Source organism: Streptomyces sp. 142MFCol3.1 (assembly GCF_000424945.1).
Taxonomy (GTDB): domain Bacteria; phylum Actinomycetota; class Actinomycetes; order Streptomycetales; family Streptomycetaceae; genus Streptomyces; species Streptomyces siamensis.
On sequence record NZ_AUKV01000017.1, the window covers coordinates 73,368 to 93,646 of the forward strand.

Consider the following 20,279-nt stretch of genomic DNA (forward strand, 5'->3'; position numbering starts at 1 on the left):
AGCTACCTGTCCGGCCGCCCGTTCCGCCACCCGTGGGCTGGGCGATTCTGTGCGGACATGTGAGGAGACTGTGTGAGGACCTTGTGGTGTACCGTCCGGCGCCCTGTGACAGCCGTCTCCCACGGCTGACGCATCCGCCATGAACAAGGCAAACTGGCCTCGTTGTACTGACGGTTCGGCAGGGGGACAGCGATGGTCGGTGTGCCGCGGGTACCGGAGCAGCAACGTCCCGAGGGATCGGCGGCGTTGCGCTTCAGCGTGCTCGGACCGGTGCGCGCCTGGCGCGGGGACGACGCCCTGCCCGCCGGGTCACCACAACAACGCGCCCTGCTGGCGGCCCTGCTGCTGCGCGAGGGCCGCACGGCCACGGCATCCGAACTCATCGACGCCCTCTGGGGCGACGAGCCCCCCTCCCAGGCGCTGGCCGCCGTCCGCACCTACGCGTCACGGCTCAGGAAGGCCCTGGGAACCGAGGTCCTGGTCAGCGAGTCCGGCGGATACGCCATCCGGTCCCTCGGCGACGGGGCCCTGGACCTCGCCCGCGCCCAGGAACTCGCCGCCGACGCGGAGAAGGCCCGCGGCGGCGGAGACCTGTACCGCGCCCGTGAGCTGCTCCGGGACGCCCTCGGCCAGTGGGACGGCGAGGCGCTCGCGAGCGTGCCCGGACCGTACGCGGAGACCCAGCGGGCACGGCTCGACGAATGGCGGCTGCAACTCCTCGAGTCCTGCCTCGACATGGACCTGGAGCAGGGCTGCCACGCGGAGGCCGTCTCGGAGCTGACCGCCCTGACGGCCGCGCACCCGCTGCGCGAACGGCTGCGCGAACTGCAGATGCTCGCCCTCTACCGCAGCGGACGCCAGGCCGAGGCCCTCGCGGTGTACGCGGACACCCGGCGGCTGCTCGCCGACGAGCTGGGCGTGGACCCGCGGGCGGGTCTGAAGGACCTCCAGCAGCGCATCCTCCAGGCCGACCCCGGCCTCGCCGAACCGTCCGCACCGGCTGCCGAGCCCGCCGCGGCTCCCGTGCGCCCCGCCCAGCTGCCGGCCACCGTCACCGACTTCACCGGGCGCGCCTCCTTCGTCCAGGAGCTCAGCGAAGTCCTGGCCTCAGCCAACTCCGCGGAGGGCAGCGTGATGGCGGTCTCCGCGCTCGCCGGGATCGGCGGCGTGGGCAAGACCACCCTCGCCGTGCACGTCGCGCACCAGTCACGCGGGGCCTTCCCCGACGGCCAGCTGTATGTGGACCTCCAGGGAGCGGGCGCACGCTCCGCCGAGCCCGAGACCGTGCTCGGGGCCTTCCTGCGCGCCCTGGGCACCGCCGACTCGGCGATCCCCGACTCCCTGGAGGAACGGGCCGCCCTCTACCGCTCCGTGCTGGACGGACGCCGCGTGCTCGTCCTGCTGGACAACGCGCGGGACGCCGCACAGGTGCGTCCGCTGCTGCCCGGCACCGAGGGCTGCGCGGCGCTGGTGACCTCCCGGGTGCGGATGGTCGACCTGGCGGGCGCGCACCTCGTGGACCTCGACGTGATGTCGCCCGAGGAAGCCCTCCAGCTCTTCACGAAGATCGTCGGCGCGGAGCGGGTGGCGTCCGAGCGGGAGGCCGCCCTGGACGTGGTCGCCGCGTGCGGCTTCCTCCCCCTGGCCATCCGCATCGCCGCCTCCCGGCTGGCCGCCCGCCGCACCTGGACCGTGTCCGTCCTGGCCGCCAAGCTCGCCGACGAGCGGCGCCGGCTGGACGAGCTCCAGGCGGGCGACCTCGCCGTCAAGGCGACCTTCGAACTCGGCTACGGCCAGCTGGAGCCCGCCCAGGCCCGTGCCTTCCGGCTGCTGGGCCTGGCCGACGGCCCGGACATCTCGCTGCCCGCGGCGGCCGCCGTGCTCGATCTGGGTGTCGAGGACACCGAGGACCTCCTGGAGTCCCTCGTCGACACCTCGCTCCTGGAGTCCGCGGCGCCCGGCCGTTACCGCTACCACGACCTCGTACGGCTCTACGCGCGTGCCTGCGCCGAGCGCGACGAACAGCCGCCGAGCGAGCGCGCCGCGGCGATGTCGCGGCTGCTGGACTTCTACCTGGCCTCGGCCACGGCGGTCTACGCCATCGAACGCCCCGGCGACCGGACCGTGGACCATCTCGAAGTGACCCGGCAGCAGGGGCAGGAGTTCGCCGACGACGGCAAGGCACTGGACTGGCTGCACGCCGAGGCGGCCTGCATCCTGGCGTTCGTCCAGCAGTCGCTCGGCCCGGACACACTGCGCCGGGGGGTCGATCTCCTGCTCGCCTCCAAGGACCTCGCGGAATCGGGCGCCAGCTCCCTGGCGTACGAGGCGGCGACCAGGGCCGCCCGGGACGCCGCGGAGGCCCTCGACGACGCCCACGCGGCGGGGCGCGCCCGGGTCACGCTCACCCAGGTGCTCAGCACCGCGGGACGCTTCGACGAGGCGGCCGTCGAGGCCGACCGGGCCGTCGTCCTCGGCGAGGCGGCCATGGACCCCTGGACCAGCGGCAACGCGCCCAACGAGCTCGGCATCATCGCCATCTGCCGCAACGAGCACGCAGTCGGCGAGGCACACCTGATCAAGGCGATCGACAGTTTCCGCGCCGACGGCAACCGTCCCGGCGAGGCGAGCGCCCTGTGCAACCTCTCCCGTGTGCTGGTCTCCATGAACCGCACCGCTGCGGGCATCGAGCTGGCCCAGCAGGGCATCGCGATCTACGACGAGCTGGGCCTGACCGTCCGGCTCGCCAACGCCCGCTACGCGCTCGGGATCGCGTTCAGCCACGCCGGGCGCCACGTCGAGGCACTGCAGCAACTCACCCAGGCGCTCGCCATCTTCGTCGAGAACCGGCAGCGCCTGTGGGAGGGCACCACGCACTTCCGCATCGCGCAGGTCCACCTGGCGGGCCGCGGTCTCGGCAAGGCGGCCCAGCACGCCGAACAGGCCCTCAGCACCGGCTGCATCGGCGGTGACTGGATGCGCGCCAACGTCCTCACCCTCCTCGGGCGGTCGTTGCAGGGCCTAGGGCAGGTGGACCGGGCACGCGCCTGCTGGTACGAGGCGCTCACCATTCACGAGGAAGCGGGCGCCCCCGAGGCCGACGAACTGCGCGCTCTGCTCAGCCCCGTCGCCGCCGCCTGAGCCGCCCCCGGGCGGCGTTCATCGAACGTTTATGGGCGGCTGCCAGTCTCTGTGCATCGACCCGTCGCGTCGGGGGGCAGACGGATCGGCGTGGGCCCCACTTGTAGGGTGAGCGGCCCTGGAACGCCCGTTCGGCGACCCACGGGGGAGTTGCCGAACGGGCGTTCCCCACAGCACACCTTCAACTTCACGGGAGGGCCCAGCCATGAGCGACGAGAAGAAGACCGACGACCTCACGGACGCCACCACGATGGACAGCCACGCGCCCGCTCCGCCGGCCAACGACCCCGTCGCCACCACGGACGACAGCCACGCGCCCGTGCCCGGCGAGGACGCCGTGACCACGATGGACAGCCACGCCCCTGCCCCGCCGGCCACGGACGGCGTGACCACGATGGACAGCCACGCTCCCGTGCCGCCGGCGCTGAGCCGCGACTGACGACTGCCTGGCAACGGGGATCGGCCGCGACGGCGCGGAGGGGGAGCCGTCGCGGCCGAGGCATGTCCGCAAGACGCCGGCCGGCCCGGCCGTCCGTCAGCGGCCCCGCAGCTCCCCCTTGACCACCTTCCCGCTCGCGTTGCGCGGCAGGTGGGCCACGAACTCCACCGTGCGCGGGACCTTGTAGTTGGCCATCTCGCGGCGGGACCAGGCGATGAGGTCGTCGGAGGTCAGGGTGGAGTCCGCACGGCGGACCACGTAGGCCTTGCCCACCTCGCCGAGGCGGCCGTCGGGGACGCCGATCACGGCGACGTCCGCCACGTCCGGGTGCAGGCCGAGGAGCTGCTCTATCTCCGCGGGGTACGCGTTGAAGCCGCCGACGATGAACATGTCCTTGATCCGGTCGGTGATGCGCAGGTTGCCCGCCTCGTCGAGGACGCCGACGTCCCCCGTGCGGAGCCAGCCGTCCGGGTCCAGGACCGCGGCGGTGGCCTCCGGGTCCTCGAAGTAGCCCTGCATGACGTTGAATCCGCGGACCAGGACCTCTCCGGGCGTGCCGGGGCCGACGGGGTCTCCCGCGGTGTCCACGACCCGCACCTCACTGCCCGGGATGGCCCGGCCCGACGTGGTGGCGATCACCGGTACGGCGTCGCCCCGGCGGCACATGGTGACGATGCCGCTGGCCTCGGAGAGGCCGTAGGCCGTCAGGACGGTGTCGATCCGCAGCTCCGACCTCAGCCGTTCCACCAGGCGCAGCGGGACGACGGCCGCGCCCGTCACCACCAGGCGCAGGGCCGAGAGGTCGTGGGTGTCCCGGGACGGGTGGTCCAGCAGGGACTGGTGGAGGGTGGGCGGGCCCGGGAGGACGGAGATGCGCTCCGCGGCGATGTTCGCCAGCACGGTGTCCACGTCGAACACGGGCTGCGGGACCATCGTCGCGCCGCGCATCAGACAGGCGATGATCCCGGCCTTGTAGCCGAAGGTGTGGAAGAACGGGTTGACGATCAGATAGCGGTCGCCCTCGCGCAGGCCCGCGAGGTCGCTCCAGATCGCGTAGCCGCGCAGCGTCTGCGCGTGGGTGATCAGCGCGCCCTTGGGACGACCGGTCGTGCCCGAGGTGAAGACGATGTCGGAGGGCGACTCGCCGGAGAGGGCGTCCTCGCGTCGCCGTACGTCGTCCCGGCCCACGCCCTCGCCCTCGGCCAGGTAGTCCTTCCAGGTGCGGAAGTCGGCGGGGGCGTCGTCAGCGAGGACCACCACCTGCTCCAGGTGCGGCAGCCCCGGCAGCGGACCGGATCCGGCCCCCTCCCCGGCGGCCCGGCGCAGCGATGCCACGTACGAGGTGCCCAGGAAGGTGCCCGTGACGAACAGCAGTTTCGCGCGGCTCCGGGACAGCACGTACGCCGCTTCCGCGCCCTTGAAGCGGGTGTTGAGGGGGACGAGGACCGCACCGGCGCCGACGGCGCCGAGGGCGGCGACGATCCAGTCGAGGGTGTTGGGCGCCCAGACGGCGACCCGGTCGCCGGGCTCCACCCCGTTCGCCATGCAGGCCGCCGTCGCGCGTTCGACGCGGGCACCCAGCTCCTCGTACGAGACGCGGGTGCGGCCGTCGACGACCGCCTCGCGGTCCGCGAAGCGCTCCGTGGCCGACCGCACCAGCCCCGGGACGCTCGTCCACTCCAGGTCACCGCGCATCGCGTACCTCCCGCCCGTACACCACTAGCTGACTGTCCGTCAGATTAGCTGTAGCCTGACGCCCTGTCAGCAGCCGGAACCTCGCTCGGAGGTGCACCCATGCCGGGGATCAAGGACGCCACAGCCGTCGTCGGGATCGGGCAGACCCCCTTCGCCAGACGCCTCCCGGAGTCCGAGAAGGCCCTGGCCTGCCGGGCGATCCTCGCCGCCCTCGACGACGCCGGCATCACGGCCTCGGAGGTCGACGGGCTCGCCTCCTACACCATGGAGGAGACGGACGAGGTGGAGGTCGCCAAGGCGGTCGGCCTCGGAGACCTCACGTTCTTCAGCAAGGTCGGTTACGGGGGCGGCGGTTCCTGCGCCACGGTCGCGCACCTGGCCGCCGCCATCGCCGCCGGGCAGGCCACCGTCGGCGTCGCCTGGCGGTCGCGCAAACGCGGCTCCGGCCCCCGCCCGTGGAAGAACACCACCGTCCAGCTCCCCACCCCGGCGCAGTGGACCCGTCCCTTCGGGCTCCTGCGCCCCGCCGACGAGATCGGCATGCTCGCCCGCAGGTACATGCACGAGTACGGCGCCACCCGCGACCACCTCTTCAACGTCGCCCTCGCCTGCCGCAACCGCGCCAACCAGAACCCCGCCGCGATCATGTACGAACGCCCGCTCACCCGCGAGATGTACATGACCTCCCGGTGGATCAGCGAACCGCTCTGCCTCTTCGACAACTGTCTGGAGACCGACGGCGCGCTGGCCTGCGTCCTGGTGTCCGCCGAACGCGCCCGCGACTGCCGCACCCGGCCCGTCTACGTCCACTCCGCCGCCCAGGGCCTGCCCGCCCAGCACCACGGGATGGTCAACTACTGGAACGACGACCCGCTCACCGGGCCCGCCTGGACGGCCGCCCGGCACCTGTGGAAACACGCCGACCTCACCCCCGAGGACGTCGACGTGGCGCAGATCTACGACGCCTTCACCCCGCTCATACCCCTCTCCCTGGAGGGCTACGGATTCTGCGCGCGGGGCGAAGGCGCCGCGTTCACGGAGGGCGGCGCCCTGGAGATCGGCGGACGGCTGCCGGTCAACACCGGCGGAGGCGGACTCAGCGAGGCGTACGTGCACGGCTTCAACCTCATCAACGAAGGGGTGAAGCAGCTGCGCGGCACGAGCACCGCACAGGTACCCGGGGCCGCGACCTGCCTGGTCACCGCGGGGGAAGGCGTGCCGACCTCCGCCCTTCTGCTGAGGAGCTGAGATGTCCGACAGCCTGCTCTCCCCCGTACCCGACGACGACGGCGCCCCCTTCTGGCAGTACGCCGCACACGGCGAACTGCGCGTCCAGGCCTGCGCCGAGTGCGGCGAACTCCGCTTCCCGCCCCGCCCCTGCTGCCCGCACTGCCACTCCTTCGCGAGCGACTGGCGCAGGATGAGCGGCCGGGGACGCGTGTGGTCCTACGTCGTCCCGCACCCCCCGCTGCTGCCCGCCTACGCCGAACAGGCGCCGTACAACGCGATCGTGGTGGAGCTCGCGGACGCCCCGCGGATCCGTCTCGTGGGCAATCTGGTGACCGCTCCCGACGCCCCGCTGAACTCCGTCCCCGTGCAGCGGCTGCGGATCGGCGCACGGGTGCAGGCGGTCTTCACCGAGGTCGACGGGGTGTGCGTGCCCCGCTGGGTCCTGGAGCGGCCGTGAGCGGCGGCGGACTGCGCGTCAGCGCCGACAAGGACACCGGCGTCGCCGTCGTCACCATCGACCGGCCCGCCCGGCTCAACGCCATCGACCTCGGCACTGCCGCCGAACTCGGTGCCGCCTGGCGGGACTTCCGCTACGACGACGGCGTGCGGGCCGTCGTCGTCACCGGCGCCGGCGAGCGGGCCTTCAGCACCGGGCTCGACCGGGACGCGACAGTGCCGCAGCCGGGCTCCCCGTTCATGGTGGACGACCCCCTCCTCACCATCGGGCCGAAGGCCAACGACCTGTGGAAGCCGGTGATCGCCGCCGTCAACGGAATGGCCTGCGGCGGCGCCTTCTACCTGCTGGGCGAGGCGGAGTTCGTGGTCGCGGACGAGACGGCCACCTTCTTCGACCCGCACACCACCTACGGGATGGTCAGTGCCTACGAGTCCGTCCACATGGCGCAGCGGATGCCGTTCGGCGAAGTGGCGCGGATGGCGCTGATGGGGACCGCCGAGCGGATCTCGGCGCGGCGGGCCCACGAGGTGGGGCTGGTGTCCGAACTCACCCCGCCCGGTGCCGCGCTGGACGCGGCCGTCGAGTGCGCCGCCGTCATCGCCTCGCATCCGCCCGAGGCCGTGCAGGGGACCGTGCGGGCGCTGTGGCTCGCCAAGGAGGCGGCACGCGCGCAGGCCCTCGCGCACGCCCCGCAGCTCGTCTCGCTGGGCAATCTGCCGACGGAACGGCAGGCGGGGCTGTTCACCGGACGACGTCCCGGGTTCCGGCTGCGTTAGCCCTTCCCCCGGGGGGAGTCGGCGTCGCGTGGCGGGGTTCCCGGACCGGGCGTAGCGTCTGCTGCGACGGCCGCCGTCCGGACTCCCTTCCGTGCCCGGCACGACGGCCGTCACCGTCCGCCGGGCCCGGCGCGCACTACGTCGTGCGGGCCGTGCCCGTGCCCTTCTCCGCGTCCAGGGCGTACACGCAACGGTCCTTGCTGCAGGCGTAGACGACCCCGTCCCTGACCACCGGGGCGCCGGTGATCTCGCCGCCCGTGGCGAGCTTCCAGCGCAGCCGGCCGTCGTCGGCCTTCAGGGTGTACAGCAGATGGTCGGTGGAGCCGAAGTGGATCCGGCCCTCGGCCACCGCCGGGGCACCCACCAGGTCACCGCCCGCCTGGAACCGCCACTTGGGCGTACCGGTGACGGCGTCGAGGGTGTAGAGGCCCTTGCCGCTGCCGACGTGGACGTGACCGGCGGCGACGAGCACCGGCTCGACGGAGCCCCGGGACTCGGTGGCGATGCGCCAGCGGTCGCGGCCGTCGGTGGCGTCGAGGGCGTAGACCGTGCCGAGGTAGTCGGCGAGGTAGACACCGCCCCCGGTGACCGCGGGGCCGGGGGCGAACGTGGGCGGGCAGAGGAAGACCGCCGGGGCCTCGAAGTGCCAGCGGACGTGTCCGCCGGCCACCTCGATGGCGAGCACGCGAGTGCCGGCGCAGACGTAGACGTAGCCGTCGGGGGCCTGGGTGATCCGGACGGGTACGCCACCGCAGGAGGCCGCGTCGCCGACCGGGTAGGACCAGCGCTCCTCACCGGTGCGCGCCTCCAGGGCGCGCAGCCGCGCGTCCTTCCAGACGTAGACGGTGCCGTCGTGGAGGGCCGGTCCGGCTTCCGGCGACTCGAAGTCGGTCTGGGCGCCGGTGATCTCCCACAGCTTCTGGCCGCTGGAGGCCTCCCACGCCTGTACGCCACCGCCGCGGGTGCCGGTGACGACGGTGCCCCGGTCCGCCTTGAGGGAGTACACCCAGGCGTCCGTCGACAGGCGCCACAGGTCGCCGCCCTCGCGGGCGTCGAGCGCGAACAGCGTGGGCCCGTCCGAGGCGTGGATACGGCCGTCGGCGACCGCCATGGACCAGGCCACGTCCCGGGTCTTGAACCGGCGGCGTCCGGTGGCCACGTCCAGCGCGTGGACCTCGAAGGAGGTGACGTAGACCAGGTCGTCGGCGACCGCGGGCGTCCCCCACACGTCGTTGGACATGCGAAAGCGCCAGGGGCGCCAGCCCGAGGCCGACTCGGCGGGCGGGGCCGGCGCCACGGCGGGCACGGGATCGACGCCGTTCACCCCTGCGTGCGGCCGGGACCAGGACGCGGCCAGGCCCGCCTCCGGAGGCGGCGCCTTGACGGCGGCGGCGCGGGCGTCGGCGACGCGCGGCCCGGGGCCGATGGGCACCTGGGCGCCCGCGAGGCGCACCGGGCCGGTGTCGGGCGCCCCGACGGGCAGGGGGGAGTGCGAGGGCGGCGCGGGCACGGCGGAGCGGCCCCCTGCGCTGCGTCCGCCGCCGGTGGCGGGCTTGGGGGCCGGACGGCCCCCGCGGCGCGTCTCGATGAGACCCACCGCCCGCTCGGGCAGCCACGCAGAGGCCGTACCGCTGTCGTCGGAGCCGGAGCCGAAGAGATGGGGGGCCAGCTGGGCCTGGAGGTCGGCGGGGTTCGGGCGTGCCGTGGCCTCCATCTGCATGCAGGACTCGATGAGGGGGCGCAGCTCGTCGGGCAGCCCCTCCAGGTCCGGGCCCTCGCGCAGCAGCATGAAGACCGTCTCGACGGGGTTCGCGCCGTGGAAGGGGGCGTGGCCGGTGGCGGCGAAGACGAGCATCGAGCCGAGCGAGAAGACATCGCTCGCGCCGGTGACGCTGCGGGAGTCCTTGGCCTGCTCGGGCGACATGTAGGCGGGTGTGCCGACGGCGACGTTCGTCATGGTCAGGCGGGTGTTCGAGACGCCGGACGCGATGCCGAAGTCGATCACGCGCGGCCCGTCCTCGACGACCAGGACGTTGGAGGGCTTGAGGTCGCGGTGGACGAGACCCGCGCCGTGGATGGACTGGAGGGCCTCCGCGACGCCCGCCGCCAGCCAGCGCACCGCCTGGGCCGGGAGCGGCCCGCACTCGTTCACTATTTCTTCGAGGGAGGGCGCGGGCACGTAGGCCGTGGCCAGCCAGGGCACCGCGGCGCGCGCGTCGGCGTCCACGACGGCCGCCGTGTAGAAGCCGGACACGGCGCGGGCCGCCTCGACCTCGCGCGAGAAGCGGACCCGGAACAGCTGGTCCTCGGCGAGTTCCGTCCTGACCGTCTTGATCGCCACGCGCCGGCCTGACGCCGAGCGCGCGAGATAGACCAGCCCCATGCCGCCGGCACCGAGCCGCCCCAGCACCTCGAACGGCCCGATCCGCCGCGGATCGTGCTGCGTCAGCTGATCCACCACTTGCCTGCCACCTCCCCGTACGGGCCGCGCCGTCCACGTATGAACGCGACCCCGTGCAGCGTCTCACCACCGCACCGCCATGGCGGCACGCACCCCGATTCTTCCTGGCCGAGCCAAAGGTTGCGAACCAGGGGGCGAATCAGGGTGTCTCATGACGCATCAGGACAAAGAGGTGCGATTTCCCGGTGGTGGACCGCCGCGCCGCCCGTGGCCGGTGGCCGGTTCACCTCTCCAGTACGGCGAAAGAGGCCCCCTGGTTGTCCGTGACCACCGCCACCCGCCCGTACGAGGTCTCGAAGGGTGCGGCCTGGACACGGCCGCCGAGCCGGGTCACCGTCCGCAGCGCCGCGTCGCAGTCCTCGACCCCGAAGTGGACGAGGAAGTGGGGTGGCATTTCGGCCGGGAAGACGTCGGAGACCGGGGCCCGGCCGAAATCGGGGGTCGCCTCGGGGCCGAAGAGGGCGTCGTGGAAGAGGGAGCCGTAGAACCGGTCGACGGTCGTGGTGTCCCGGGCGTACAGCTCGGCCCAGCAGAAGGAGCCGGGCTCGTGCCGCCGCCCGAAGCCCGGGTGGGTGCCGGTCTGCCACAGGCCGAACACGGCGCCTTCCGGATCGGTCGCCAGGGCGGCCGTCCCCAGGGTGTCGACCGGCTCGGGAGCGGTGATGAGCCGCCCGCCCGCCTCCGTGACCCGGCGCGAGAGCGCGGTGACGTCGGGCGCCGCGAAGTAGACCGTCCACACGGTGGGCATCCGGCCGTCCCGCTTGGGCGCGAGGGCCGCGACGGCCTCACCGCGGAGACGGGCCCAGCCGGACGGGCCGTAGCCCTCGGCGAAGGTCCAGCCGAAGAGCTCGCCGTAGAAGCGCTTGCCCGCGTCCACGTCGGGGAGCTGCGCGTCGACCCAGCAGGGCACGCCCTCGGAGAAAACGGCTGATTCGGCCATGCGGCCAAGCTAACGGCCCTCCCCGCATCCCGCAGAGCGGGCGCGCCCACCCCCGTGAACTCCCCTGGCGGGCCCCGCACCCCATTTGCAGTCGGCCGAATCGCGCTCCGATCACCCCTCGGTAAGCTGACGGCATGACAGGACAAGTGCGTACCGTCGACGGCCGCGTGGCCGGACGGCGTGGGCAGGCGACCCGGCAGAAGCTGCTCGACTGCCTCAGCGAGATGCTCAGCTCCTCGCCCTACCGGGACGTCAAAGTCATTGATGTCGCCCGGAAGGCGGGCACGTCGCCGGCGACCTTCTACCAGTACTTCCCGGACGTCGAAGGCGCCGTCCTGGAGATCGCCGAGCAAATGGCCGCGGAGGGCGCGGCGTTGACCCAGTTGCTCGAAGGACGTTCGTGGGTCGGCAAGGCCGGCTGGCAGACCGCCCAGGAGCTCGTGGACGGCTTTCTGGAGTTCTGGCGCAAGAACGACGCGATCCTGCGGGTCGTCGACCTGGGCGCCGCCGAGGGTGACAAGCGGTTCTACAAGATCCGCATGAAGATCCTGAACTCCGTGAACAACTCCCTTACGGACACGGTCACCGAGCTCCAGTCCAAGGGCAAGGTCGACAAGGACGTGAACCCGGCCGCGATGGCCGGCTCCCTCGTCGCCATGCTCGCGGCGGTGGCCTCGCACCAGAAGGGCTTCCAGTCCTGGGGCGTCAAGCAGGCCGAACTCAAGCCGAACCTGGCGCTGTTGGTGCACCTGGGCGTGACCGGGAAGAAGCCGACGAAGTAGCGCCTCCCCTTTTCCTGCTCAGATCTCCTGCTCAATTCCTGTCATGCGGGCGGCAGTCCACCGGTGTGGACTGCCGCCCGCTGCGCTGTGCGCACCCCTGCGCCGGCCACTACGAGGGCAGCGGGCGATCCGTGACGACATGCTTCATCACCAGCGTCGACGTCAGCCGCTGCACGCCCGGCAGCGTCGCCAGCCGGTCGTCGTAGAGCCGCTGGAAGGCCGCGAGGTCGGCGGTCGCGACCCGCAGCAGGTAGTCCGGCTCTCCGAAGAGCCGTTGCGCGTCGAGGACGTGGGGGATGTCCGCCACCGCCCGCTCGAAGTCGGCGACGGTGTCCCGGTCCTCCTGGCGCATCGAGACGAAGACCAGCGCCTCGAAGGTCAGACCGACTGCGGCCGGGTCCACGACCGCGCGATAGCCCCGGATGGCACCGGACCGCTCCAGCTCGCGCAGGCGCCGGTGGCAGGGCGAGACACTCAGCCGCACCCTGGCGGCCAGCTCGGTGACGGTGAGCCGGCCGTCCCGCTGGAGCTCGGCAAGAATTTTCTGGTCCACGGCGTCCATGGGGCAGATTCTTCCCCGTAAGACACGATCACGAGCAAACTTCGGAAACACCTTTGGGGTGATCGCGCCTAATGTCCCTCTTATGGATTGGGGACTGGTCACGGCGTTTCTGGCCGTGGATCTGCTGCTGGTGTGCGTGCCGGGCGCCGACTGGGCGTACGCGATCTCGGCGGGGCTGCGGGGCTCGGTGCTTCCCGCCGTCTCGGGGCTCGTCGCCGGGTACGCGCTGCACACACTGCTCGCGACGGCCGGACTCGCGGTGCTGGTCGCGGGGTCGCCCGCGCTCCTCACCGGGCTGACGGTGGCGGGGGCGGGCTACCTGCTGTGGCTGGGCTGGGGAGTGCTGCGCAGGCCGGCGACGCCGGGAGCGGCCCAGGACGCCCCCGCGGCGCCGCCGCTGCGCACGTTTCTGCGCGGGTCCGCCATCAGCGGTCTCAACCCCAAGGGCCTGCTGCTCTACCTCTCCGTGCTGCCGCAGTTCCTGCGGCCGGGCGGGGTTCCGGTGGCCGCGCAGACCGGCCTGCTCGGGGCCGTCCACATGGCCGCCTGCGCCGCCGTCTATCTCACCGTCGGTCTGCTGGCCCGCGCCGTGCTGCGGGCCCGCCCCGCCGCGGCCCGTGCGGTGGCCCGCACCTCCGGCGCCGCGATGCTCGGAATCGGTGGGTTCCTGCTGGTGGAGCGCCTGGCCACACTGTGACGCGGGGCCCCCGGCGCCGGGTGCGGTCAGCGCGCGGGCGGGCGGCGGCGCTCGATCCGGAACAGCCGGATCTCCCGGTCGACCCGCGCCTGATAGGTGGCGTACGGCGGCCAGAACGCCAGCGCCGCCCTCCAGGCCGCGGCCCGCTCCTCCTCCGCCAGCAGACGGGCGGCCACGGGGATGTCCTCACCCTTCCAGCTGATCACGGCGTCGGGGTGGGCGAGCAGGTTGGCGGTCCAGGCGGGGTGGGCGGCGCGGCCGAAGTTGGACCCGACGAGAAGCCACGTGTCGGGACCGGGCCCCTCCGGCACGCACGCCAGCGGAGTACGCCGCTCCAGCCCGCTCCGGGCGCCGCGCGCGGTGAGCACGATCCCGGGCAGCAGCTGCGCGCTGAGCAGCACCCTGCCCCGGGTCAGCCGGTGCACGGCGCGGTCGAGGGCGGGCACGACGTGCGGCGCGACCCGGGCGAAGGCGCGGGTCGCGGACACCTTCTGCACCAGCCGGACGCCGGGGACCCGGCGCGGCCCCTGTCCCTGGGTCGTCACACCGCCACCTCCCCGCCGTCGAAGAGCCGTGCCGCGTCCGCCGCGTGCCCGCGCAGCCGGTGCACGGGCCCGAAGAGCAGTTCGTCGCCGGACGCCCGCTTGAAGTACAGGTGGGCGTCGTGCTCCCAGGTGAACCCGATGCCGCCGTGCAGCTGGATCCCCTCCGCCGCCGCCGTGCGCAGTGCCTCCAGGGCCTGCGCGAGGGCCAGTGGTCCCACCCGTTCCCCCTTCGCCGCGGCCCAGGCCGCGTAGTACGCCGCCGAACGCGCCGCCTGGACCGCCACGTAGACGTCCGCGAGCCGGTGCTTGACCGCCTGGAACGACCCGATGGCCCGCCCGAACTGCTCCCGCTGCCGCACGTACTCGACGGTCCGTTCCAGGGCGCGGTCCGCGGCGCCCACGGCCTCGGCGGCCAGCACGGCGGCGGCCGTGTTCCCGACGGCGGCGAGCGCGCCCGGCACCCCGGAGCCGGCCGCGTCCCGTTTCTCGCTCCCGGCATCGCCTCCGCCCAGCAACTCGGCCTCCACGTCCCGCAGTTCGACGCGGGCTTGCGGCCGGGTCCCGTCCAGCGTGGTCTGCCGCACGCGGACGAGCCCCTCGGCCCCCGCCCGGACGAGGAACAGCAGCGTCCGCGAGCGGGCGAACCCGCCCGTGTGCGCGGCCACCACGAGCAGCCCCGCGCTGTGCCCGTCGAGCACCTGCGCCGCCTGCCCGTACAGGCGCCACACGCCGTCGGCCCGGCGCGCCTGCACCCCGCCGGCCCGGCCTCCGCCGGACCAGTCGCCCCGGTTGTCGCCCACCAGGCCGAGGGCCGTCGCCAGGGCCGTGCCCGGCACGGCGAGTGCGGCGGTCAGTTCGCCGGAGGCGAGGCGGGGCAGCAGCGCCGTGCGCTGCGCCTCGGTGCCGAGGGCGAGGACGAGCGGAGCGGCGAGCACCGCTGTCGCGAGCAGCGGGCCAGGGGCCAGCAGCCGGCCCGACTCCTCGCAGGCGAGGGCCAGTTCGGTCACCGAACAGCCGACACCGCCGTACCGCTCGGGGAGGGCGAGTCCGGGCAGCCCCAACTGCCGGCCGAATGCCTCCCAGAGCGCCGTGTCGTACCCGGCGGGTGTGCCCACGGCGGCCCGCAGCTCCTCCGGGCCGCAGCGTTTGTGCAGCAACTCCCTGAGCGTGCGGCGGATCTCGTCCTGTTCGGCGGTGAAGCTGGCGTCCATCGGCGGGCTCCTCCTGCGGCGGCCACGTGGCCTCACGGGACACGCGTATCCGACGGGCTCTGCATGACGGCTCATCTGACGGCCCGTCATGTTAGGGCGGAGGGTGTCGAATGCACAGGCCCGCGACGCCCTCCCTTTCCCGGCCAGATCTGATGTACCGTCAGATTCATGACGCCAGGGAGCCGGAAAGTCGCCGTCGTCGGCGTGTCCCTCTCGGACTGCGGCCGCGTGGACGGCGTGACACCGTACGCGCTGCACGCCCAGGCCGCGCGACGGGCCCTCGCCGACGCGGGCCTGGACCGCGGGGTCGTCGACGGCTTCGCCTCCGCCGGCCTCGGCACGCTCGCCCCGGCCGAGGTGGCCGAATACCTCGGACTGCGCCCGGACTGGGTCGACTCCACCTCGGTGGGCGGCTCCACCTGGGAGGTGATGGCCGCCCACGCCGCCGACGCGATCGCCGCGGGTCACGCCAACGCCGTCCTTCTCGTGTACGGCTCCACGGCGCGCGCCGACATCAAGGCGGGCCGGCGCACCGGGAACCTGTCGTTCGGATCCCGCGGCCCGCTCCAGTTCGAGGTCCCCTACGGCCACACGCTCATCGCCAAGTACGCGATGGCCGCCCGCCGGCACATGCACACGTACGGCACGACGATCGAGCAGCTGGCGTCGGTGGCGGTACAGGCGCGGGCGAACGCGGCGGCGAACCCGGAGGCGATGTTCCGGGACCCGATCACCGTCGACGACGTGCTCGACGGACCACTGATCGCGGACCCGTTCACCAAGCTGCACTGCTGCCTGCGCTCCGACGGGGGCGCCGCGGTCCTGCTGGCCGCCGAGGAGTACGTACGGGACTGCCGCACGGCACCGGTCTGGATCCTCGGCACCGGGGAGCACGTCTCGCACACCACCATGTCGGAGTGGGAGGACTTCACGGTCTCGCCCGCGGCGGTCAGCGGGCGGCACGCCTTCGGACGGGCCGGCGTCCGCCCCGAGGAGGTCGACCTCGCCGAGATCTACGACGCCTTCACCTTCATGACGCTGGTGACGCTGGAGGACCTCGGGTTCTGCGCGAAGGGGGAGGGCGGCGGCTTCGTCGAGAAGGGCCGGCTGACCCTGTCCGGCGACCTGCCGGTGAACACGGACGGGGGTGGCCTGTCGGCCCAGCATCCCGGTATGCGCGGCCTGTTCCTGCTGGTGGAGGCGGTGCGACAGCTCCGGGGAGAAGCAGCCGGGCGGCAGGTGCGCCGCCGGGACGGCACGCTGCCGCGACTGGCCGTCGCCTCCGGCACCGGCGGCTGGTTCTGTTCCTCGGGCACGGTGGTGCTGGGACGCGACTGAGCGGTCCGGCGGGACCGGCGACGGCGGTCACGGTGCGACGGTGACCAGGGCCGAGTCGTCGGTGGGGTCCGGGTCCCGGCGGTCCGGCCGGCCGACGTCCGGCCCCTCGATGCTCCGCAGCGCGATCCTGCCCGTCCCGGGCTCCCCGAGGTGCAGGGTGAAGTCGAAGGTGCGGCTCCGACCCGGCGCGAGCTCGCCGACGTCACAGATGTACGTGAAGTCCTTCTCGTCGCAGTAGGGCTGGAAGTAGCCGTCGTCGACCTCCTCCATGGGCTGCTTCACCACACCGGAGCCGGCCGGTGGCTCGAACACCAGCCGGGCGGACCGGCCGGGATCGCCGGGCCCTTCGTTGTGGACGGTGAGGCGCACCCTGCGCTCGTCCCCCGGGTCGCCGTGCACGGTGACGTCGGAGAGTTCGTAGTCGGCGCGGGTGTCGAGGCGGACCTCGGTGCTCACGATCCGCTGGGCGAACCTGCCGTGCCCGTCCCGGGTGACCTCGGCGCGCAGAGCCGGCCCGTCACCCGGATCGCCGCCCTTGGGACAGCTGCCGTACTGGCCCGGTCCCATGTCCAGCGCCCAGGCCTCCTGGGTGAAGTAGCCGTACATGGACGCTGCCGAGGCGCGCATGCGCAGCGCCGGGCGCAGGACGACGGTCTCGCCGGGGGCGATGCGCAGCCGGGGGAACCGGCAGACCGCGGTGTGCCCGTGATGGGTCCGCGGATAGCGGCAGTTGGAGTACCGCCGCGTGAATTCCTGCGTCCCGGAGCCGAGTTCGAGCCCGAGTCCGACGACCGGCACCTCGCCGGCGTTGTGCACGACGACCGGCGCGGTGATCTCGGCACCCGGGCGGACGCCCTCCAGCGGCGCGGCGGTGCGCACCTCGACCACGGGCTCCCCGACCACGACCCGGGTGCGGGCGGAGAGTTCCTTCCCGTCCTTCGTCGTGTAGGTGACCCGGACGGTCCCGGTGTCGCCGGGCCTGCTGCCCTCGGCGGCGACCGGCAGGACGCGTTCGCCGTTCACCCAGTTGTTGTAGGAGGAGTCCACGTCACAGGTGACGTGGAGGGTGTCGCCCGAGCAGTGCCCGTGCCTGCGCAGCCGGACCGCGTGCTCGGAGCCGGGCAGGACGTCCACGGCCAGCCGGCGGGCGCCCGCTCCCGTGTCGTTCCCGACCTTCACGTGGTACGGCTCCTTGTCCTCGGGGCCGGACTTGTCGCCGGTGGGACGCACGTAGAAGAGCCCGGGCGCCGAGAGCGACGGCTTCGGGGGCTTCTCCGAGGGACCGCACCCGGCGAGCCCCAGCAGCAGGGCGCAGCCGAGGGCGGCGGTCACGCGCCTCACCGGACGGCCCGGCCGTCCGGGCGGACCGCGCCCCCGCGGCGGCCCCGGACCGGCCGGCGCGAGGCCACCCGGGACAGGGCCCTTCGGAACAGGGCCGGTTCGGTCGCGCGCACGGATCCCCGCCTTCCCCTCGCTGAGCTCCGGCAGGCGGCCCAACCTACTGCCGCCGGGCACGGGGCGATACTCACAGGCATGGAACCGGATCTTCATGAGCTGCTCAGGTCGCTGCGGGTGTGGGACACGGAGCTGCCCGGCTTCGCGCCGGACGAGGCGCCCGGGGAGCCGCTGCCCCTCTTCGTGCGGTGGTTCGCGGAGGCGGTGGCGGCCGGTCAGCCCGAGCCGCACACCATGTCGCTGGCGACGGCGGACGAGGACGGCCTTCCGGACGTGCGGACCGTGATGCTGCACGACGCGGACGCCGACGGCTGGGCGTTCGCGAGCCACGCGACGAGCCGCAAGGGACGCCAGCTCGGGTCCCGCCCGTATGCGGCCCTCGGCTTCTACTGGCATGCCCAGGGCCGCCAGATCCGTCTGCGCGGGCCCGTCACGGCGGCCCCGCCCGAGGAGGGCCAGGCGGACCTGCACGCCCGCTCCACCGGCGCGCTGGCCGCCGCGCTGGTGGGTCGCCAGAGCGGCGTACTGCCCTCGTACGAGGAGCTGGAGCGCGCGTCCGACGCCGCCTGGGACCGGGCCCGCCGGGAGCCGGACGCCCCGGCCCCCACCTGGACGCTGTACCGCCTTCGCCCCGAGGAGGTGGAGTTCTTCCAGGGGGACGCCCGGCGCCGCCATGTGCGCCTCCTCTACCGCCGCACGGCCTCGGGCGACTGGCTGAAGGAGCTGCTGTGGCCGTAAGGTCCCAGCGGCTCCCGCGGCCGTGCGGCTCGGGGAGCCACCGTCGCCGTGCGGCTCAGGCAGTCGCCGCGGCCGTGAAGTCGTACACCGCGAAGTCGGCGACGGGGCGGTAGCCGATGCGCTGGTACAGCCCGGTGCTGGTCGGGTTGGCGAGGTCGGCGAAGAGCAGTACGTCGTCGGCGCCGGAGTCCAGCGCGGCCCTGCTGACCTCCGCGGTGGCGGCGCCCGCGTAGCCACGGCCGCGCTGCTGCGGCGGGGTGTAGACGGGACCGACGCGGACCTGTCCGGCGATCAGGGGGGTCACGCTCGCCATGGCGAGCGGCGTGCCGTCGTCGGTCTCCCAGAGAGTGACGCCCCCGTAGGCCGCGCGGTCGTCGGCCCAGGCCCCGTGGTCGCGGTCGGCGTCCTCGCCGACGAACTCGGCGAACTCGGCGCACCACCGGGCGACCCGGTCCCGGTCCGCCGCGGTCGCGACCCGCGCCCTGCCCGGCGGTGCCGGCGCCGGCACGGTCAGCGTGCCGAGGCGGTACAACCGCTCGCTCCGGCGCAGCACGGCGCCGGCTCCCGCGCGCCGCTGCCAGGCCTCGGCGAACGCGGCCGCGGTGAGGCTGTCCCCGTTCACGCCGGGCAGCCGGTGCCGCTCGTCGACGAGCCGGGCGGCGAGCGCGTCCGCGTCCCCTGCGGACAGCCGCGTCAGGCTCAGCCCGTAAGGCGGCGTGCGGAAGAAGGCCGCCCGCACGGCGCCCTCCCGCTCCAGGAATCCGAAGACGGGCGCCTCCTGCCCGAACGCCCGGTCCCCGCGCCGGCGCAGCGCCGCCGTCACGGACAGCGTCACGGTGTGCAGCGCGGGCTCGGAGCGCAGGAAGTCGCCGGCCCGCCCGAGGAAGCGGTCCAGGTCGTGGGTGACCTGCCAGTCGCGGGACGCGGCGGACGCGGCGAAGGAACGGGAAGCGGGGTCCATGCCCCATGGTCTCGCGGGCCGGCCGCGCACCGCCTCCGGTTTTCGGCGGCTCCCGGTCTGCGGTGGCTCCCGGGCTACGGTGGCTCCCCCGGGGCGGATCTCACCGCGCGCCCTCCGCGAGGGCCGGGGCCTCCGGTTCCGGGTCGGTCGTGAGGCGGGCGTGCAGATGGCAGTCGCGGAAGGCGTCGTGGCGGCCCGCCTCGAACATCGCGCCGCGCAGCGTGCCCTCGTACCGGTAGCCGCAGCGTTCGGCGATGTGGCAGGAGGCGTCGTGGCCGGCGGCGTGGTCCAGTTCGATGCGGTGCAGGGCCAGTTCGGTGAAGGCGAACCGGGTGGCCAGGAGCAGGGCACGGGTGGCGACGTGCCGACCGCGGGCCTCGGGGAGCACCCAGTAGCCGACCATGGCGCGGCGCATCACGTGGTCGATGGCGTTGATGCCGATGTGGCCGAGCGAGTCCCCGGTGTCCGGATCGGTGACGCGGAAGGCGACGCCGGTGCCCTCCCGCGCGCTCTCGGCGCGCGAACGCAGCGACTCCCGGGCCGCGTCGATGTCGCGCACGAACTTGAGCGGCGTGTTCCAGCGCTGGAACTCCGGATCGGACAGCCCGCGGAGCCACGCCGCGGCGTCGGCGTCGGACTCCGCGTCCCAGGGGCGCAGCCACAGACCGTGACCACGCAGCTCGGGAAAGGGGTTCACTGCGTACTGCTGGTGGACGTTGCTCATCGGGCCATTCAATCCCCCCGCGCCACGCGGAGTCGTGGGGTTTGTTCGGATCCCGGTCCGTGACAGCCATGGCCTCGGTGACCGGGGTCCTGGCACCCGCGGCCGCGGCGGTCGGGTCGGTGGTGAC

At 73.6% G+C, this 20,279-nt stretch carries 18 protein-coding genes; 9 read left to right on the forward strand and 9 right to left on the reverse strand.

The window, feature by feature from the left end:
- Positions 1-192 precede the first annotated feature (192 nt).
- Entirely contained in the window at positions 193-3,141 is a 2,949-nt protein-coding gene (locus tag H305_RS0124770; protein ID WP_028802766.1) for an AfsR/SARP family transcriptional regulator, read from the forward strand.
- Between the two features lie 205 nt (positions 3,142-3,346).
- Positions 3,347-3,580 (forward strand): hypothetical protein, encoded by a 234-nt coding sequence (locus H305_RS0124775; RefSeq protein ID WP_028802767.1) that lies wholly within the window; start codon positions 3,347-3,349, stop codon positions 3,578-3,580.
- A 96-nt stretch (positions 3,581-3,676) separates the two neighbouring features.
- On the opposite strand, the gene H305_RS0124780 is transcribed toward H305_RS0124775, so the two are convergent.
- A complete protein-coding gene (locus H305_RS0124780; protein WP_028802768.1) occupies positions 3,677-5,275 on the reverse strand; it encodes a FadD3 family acyl-CoA ligase in 1,599 nt (532 codons plus the stop codon).
- 99 nt (positions 5,276-5,374) lie between these two features.
- On the opposite strand from H305_RS0124780, the gene H305_RS0124785 reads away from it, so the two are divergent.
- From H305_RS0124785 to H305_RS0124795, 3 genes are read left to right on the forward strand one after another with little or no spacing between them, the layout of a single operon-like run.
- Complete coding sequence (locus tag H305_RS0124785; protein ID WP_028802769.1) at positions 5,375-6,523, forward strand: lipid-transfer protein; 1,149 nt, start codon at positions 5,375-5,377, stop codon at positions 6,521-6,523.
- Between the two features lie 13 nt (positions 6,524-6,536).
- Positions 6,537-6,962 (forward strand): Zn-ribbon domain-containing OB-fold protein, encoded by a 426-nt coding sequence (locus tag H305_RS0124790; RefSeq protein ID WP_028802770.1) that lies wholly within the window; start codon positions 6,537-6,539, stop codon positions 6,960-6,962.
- A complete protein-coding gene (locus tag H305_RS0124795) occupies positions 6,959-7,738 on the forward strand; it encodes an enoyl-CoA hydratase/isomerase family protein (protein WP_028802771.1) in 780 nt (259 codons plus the stop codon). The genes H305_RS0124790 and H305_RS0124795 overlap by 4 nt, the downstream gene beginning before the upstream one ends.
- Before the next feature lie 136 nt (positions 7,739-7,874).
- Here H305_RS0124795 and H305_RS0124800 read toward each other — a convergent pair whose 3' ends face one another.
- Both H305_RS0124800 and H305_RS0124805 read right to left on the reverse strand, forming a co-directional pair.
- On the reverse strand, positions 7,875-10,199 hold the full coding sequence (locus H305_RS0124800; protein ID WP_028802772.1) for a PQQ-binding-like beta-propeller repeat protein: 2,325 nt from the start codon (positions 10,197-10,199) through the stop codon (positions 7,875-7,877).
- 223 nt (positions 10,200-10,422) lie between these two features.
- Positions 10,423-11,139: a VOC family protein gene (locus H305_RS0124805; RefSeq protein ID WP_028802773.1), complete on the reverse strand. Its 717-nt coding sequence runs from the start codon at positions 11,137-11,139 to the stop codon at positions 10,423-10,425.
- A gap of 134 nt (positions 11,140-11,273) precedes the next feature.
- Here H305_RS0124805 and H305_RS0124810 point away from each other — a divergent pair, with 134 nt between their 5' ends.
- Entirely contained in the window at positions 11,274-11,921 is a 648-nt protein-coding gene (locus H305_RS0124810) for a TetR family transcriptional regulator (RefSeq protein WP_037765222.1), read from the forward strand.
- A gap of 109 nt (positions 11,922-12,030) precedes the next feature.
- Here H305_RS0124810 and H305_RS0124815 read toward each other — a convergent pair whose 3' ends face one another.
- Positions 12,031-12,483, reverse strand: a complete 453-nt coding sequence (locus H305_RS0124815) for an Lrp/AsnC family transcriptional regulator (RefSeq protein ID WP_028802775.1) — start codon at positions 12,481-12,483, stop codon at positions 12,031-12,033.
- 82 nt (positions 12,484-12,565) lie between these two features.
- Here H305_RS0124815 and H305_RS0124820 point away from each other — a divergent pair, with 82 nt between their 5' ends.
- Positions 12,566-13,180 (forward strand): LysE family translocator, encoded by a 615-nt coding sequence (locus H305_RS0124820; RefSeq protein WP_028802776.1) that lies wholly within the window; start codon positions 12,566-12,568, stop codon positions 13,178-13,180.
- Positions 13,181-13,206: 26 nt separating this feature from the next.
- On the opposite strand, the gene H305_RS0124825 is transcribed toward H305_RS0124820, so the two are convergent.
- On the reverse strand, positions 13,207-13,725 hold the full coding sequence (locus H305_RS0124825; protein ID WP_051370924.1) for a nitroreductase family deazaflavin-dependent oxidoreductase: 519 nt from the start codon (positions 13,723-13,725) through the stop codon (positions 13,207-13,209).
- A complete protein-coding gene (locus tag H305_RS0124830; protein WP_028802778.1) occupies positions 13,722-14,936 on the reverse strand; it encodes an acyl-CoA dehydrogenase family protein in 1,215 nt (404 codons plus the stop codon). The genes H305_RS0124825 and H305_RS0124830 overlap by 4 nt, the downstream gene beginning before the upstream one ends.
- A 168-nt stretch (positions 14,937-15,104) precedes the next feature.
- Between H305_RS0124830 and H305_RS0124835 the strand changes: the two genes are divergently transcribed.
- Positions 15,105-16,274, forward strand: coding sequence for a thiolase C-terminal domain-containing protein (locus H305_RS0124835; protein ID WP_028802779.1), 1,170 nt, complete (start codon positions 15,105-15,107; stop codon positions 16,272-16,274).
- Between the two features lie 27 nt (positions 16,275-16,301).
- Here H305_RS0124835 and H305_RS0124840 read toward each other — a convergent pair whose 3' ends face one another.
- Positions 16,302-17,606 carry a hypothetical protein gene (locus H305_RS0124840; RefSeq protein WP_051370926.1) on the reverse strand — a complete coding sequence of 435 codons (1,305 nt, stop codon included), beginning with the start codon at positions 17,604-17,606 and terminating at the stop codon, positions 16,302-16,304.
- Between the two features lie 201 nt (positions 17,607-17,807).
- On the opposite strand from H305_RS0124840, the gene H305_RS0124845 reads away from it, so the two are divergent.
- Positions 17,808-18,467, forward strand: a complete 660-nt coding sequence (locus H305_RS0124845) for a pyridoxine/pyridoxamine 5'-phosphate oxidase (protein ID WP_028802781.1) — start codon at positions 17,808-17,810, stop codon at positions 18,465-18,467.
- A gap of 55 nt (positions 18,468-18,522) precedes the next feature.
- Here the strand turns inward: H305_RS0124845 and H305_RS0124850 are convergent, their stop codons facing one another.
- Together H305_RS0124850 and H305_RS0124855 are read right to left on the reverse strand one after the other, a co-directional pair.
- Entirely contained in the window at positions 18,523-19,428 is a 906-nt protein-coding gene (locus tag H305_RS0124850) for a GNAT family N-acetyltransferase (protein WP_051370928.1), read from the reverse strand.
- A gap of 100 nt (positions 19,429-19,528) precedes the next feature.
- Positions 19,529-20,152, reverse strand: coding sequence for a GNAT family N-acetyltransferase (locus tag H305_RS0124855; RefSeq protein WP_028802783.1), 624 nt, complete (start codon positions 20,150-20,152; stop codon positions 19,529-19,531).
- Positions 20,153-20,279 lie beyond the last annotated feature (127 nt).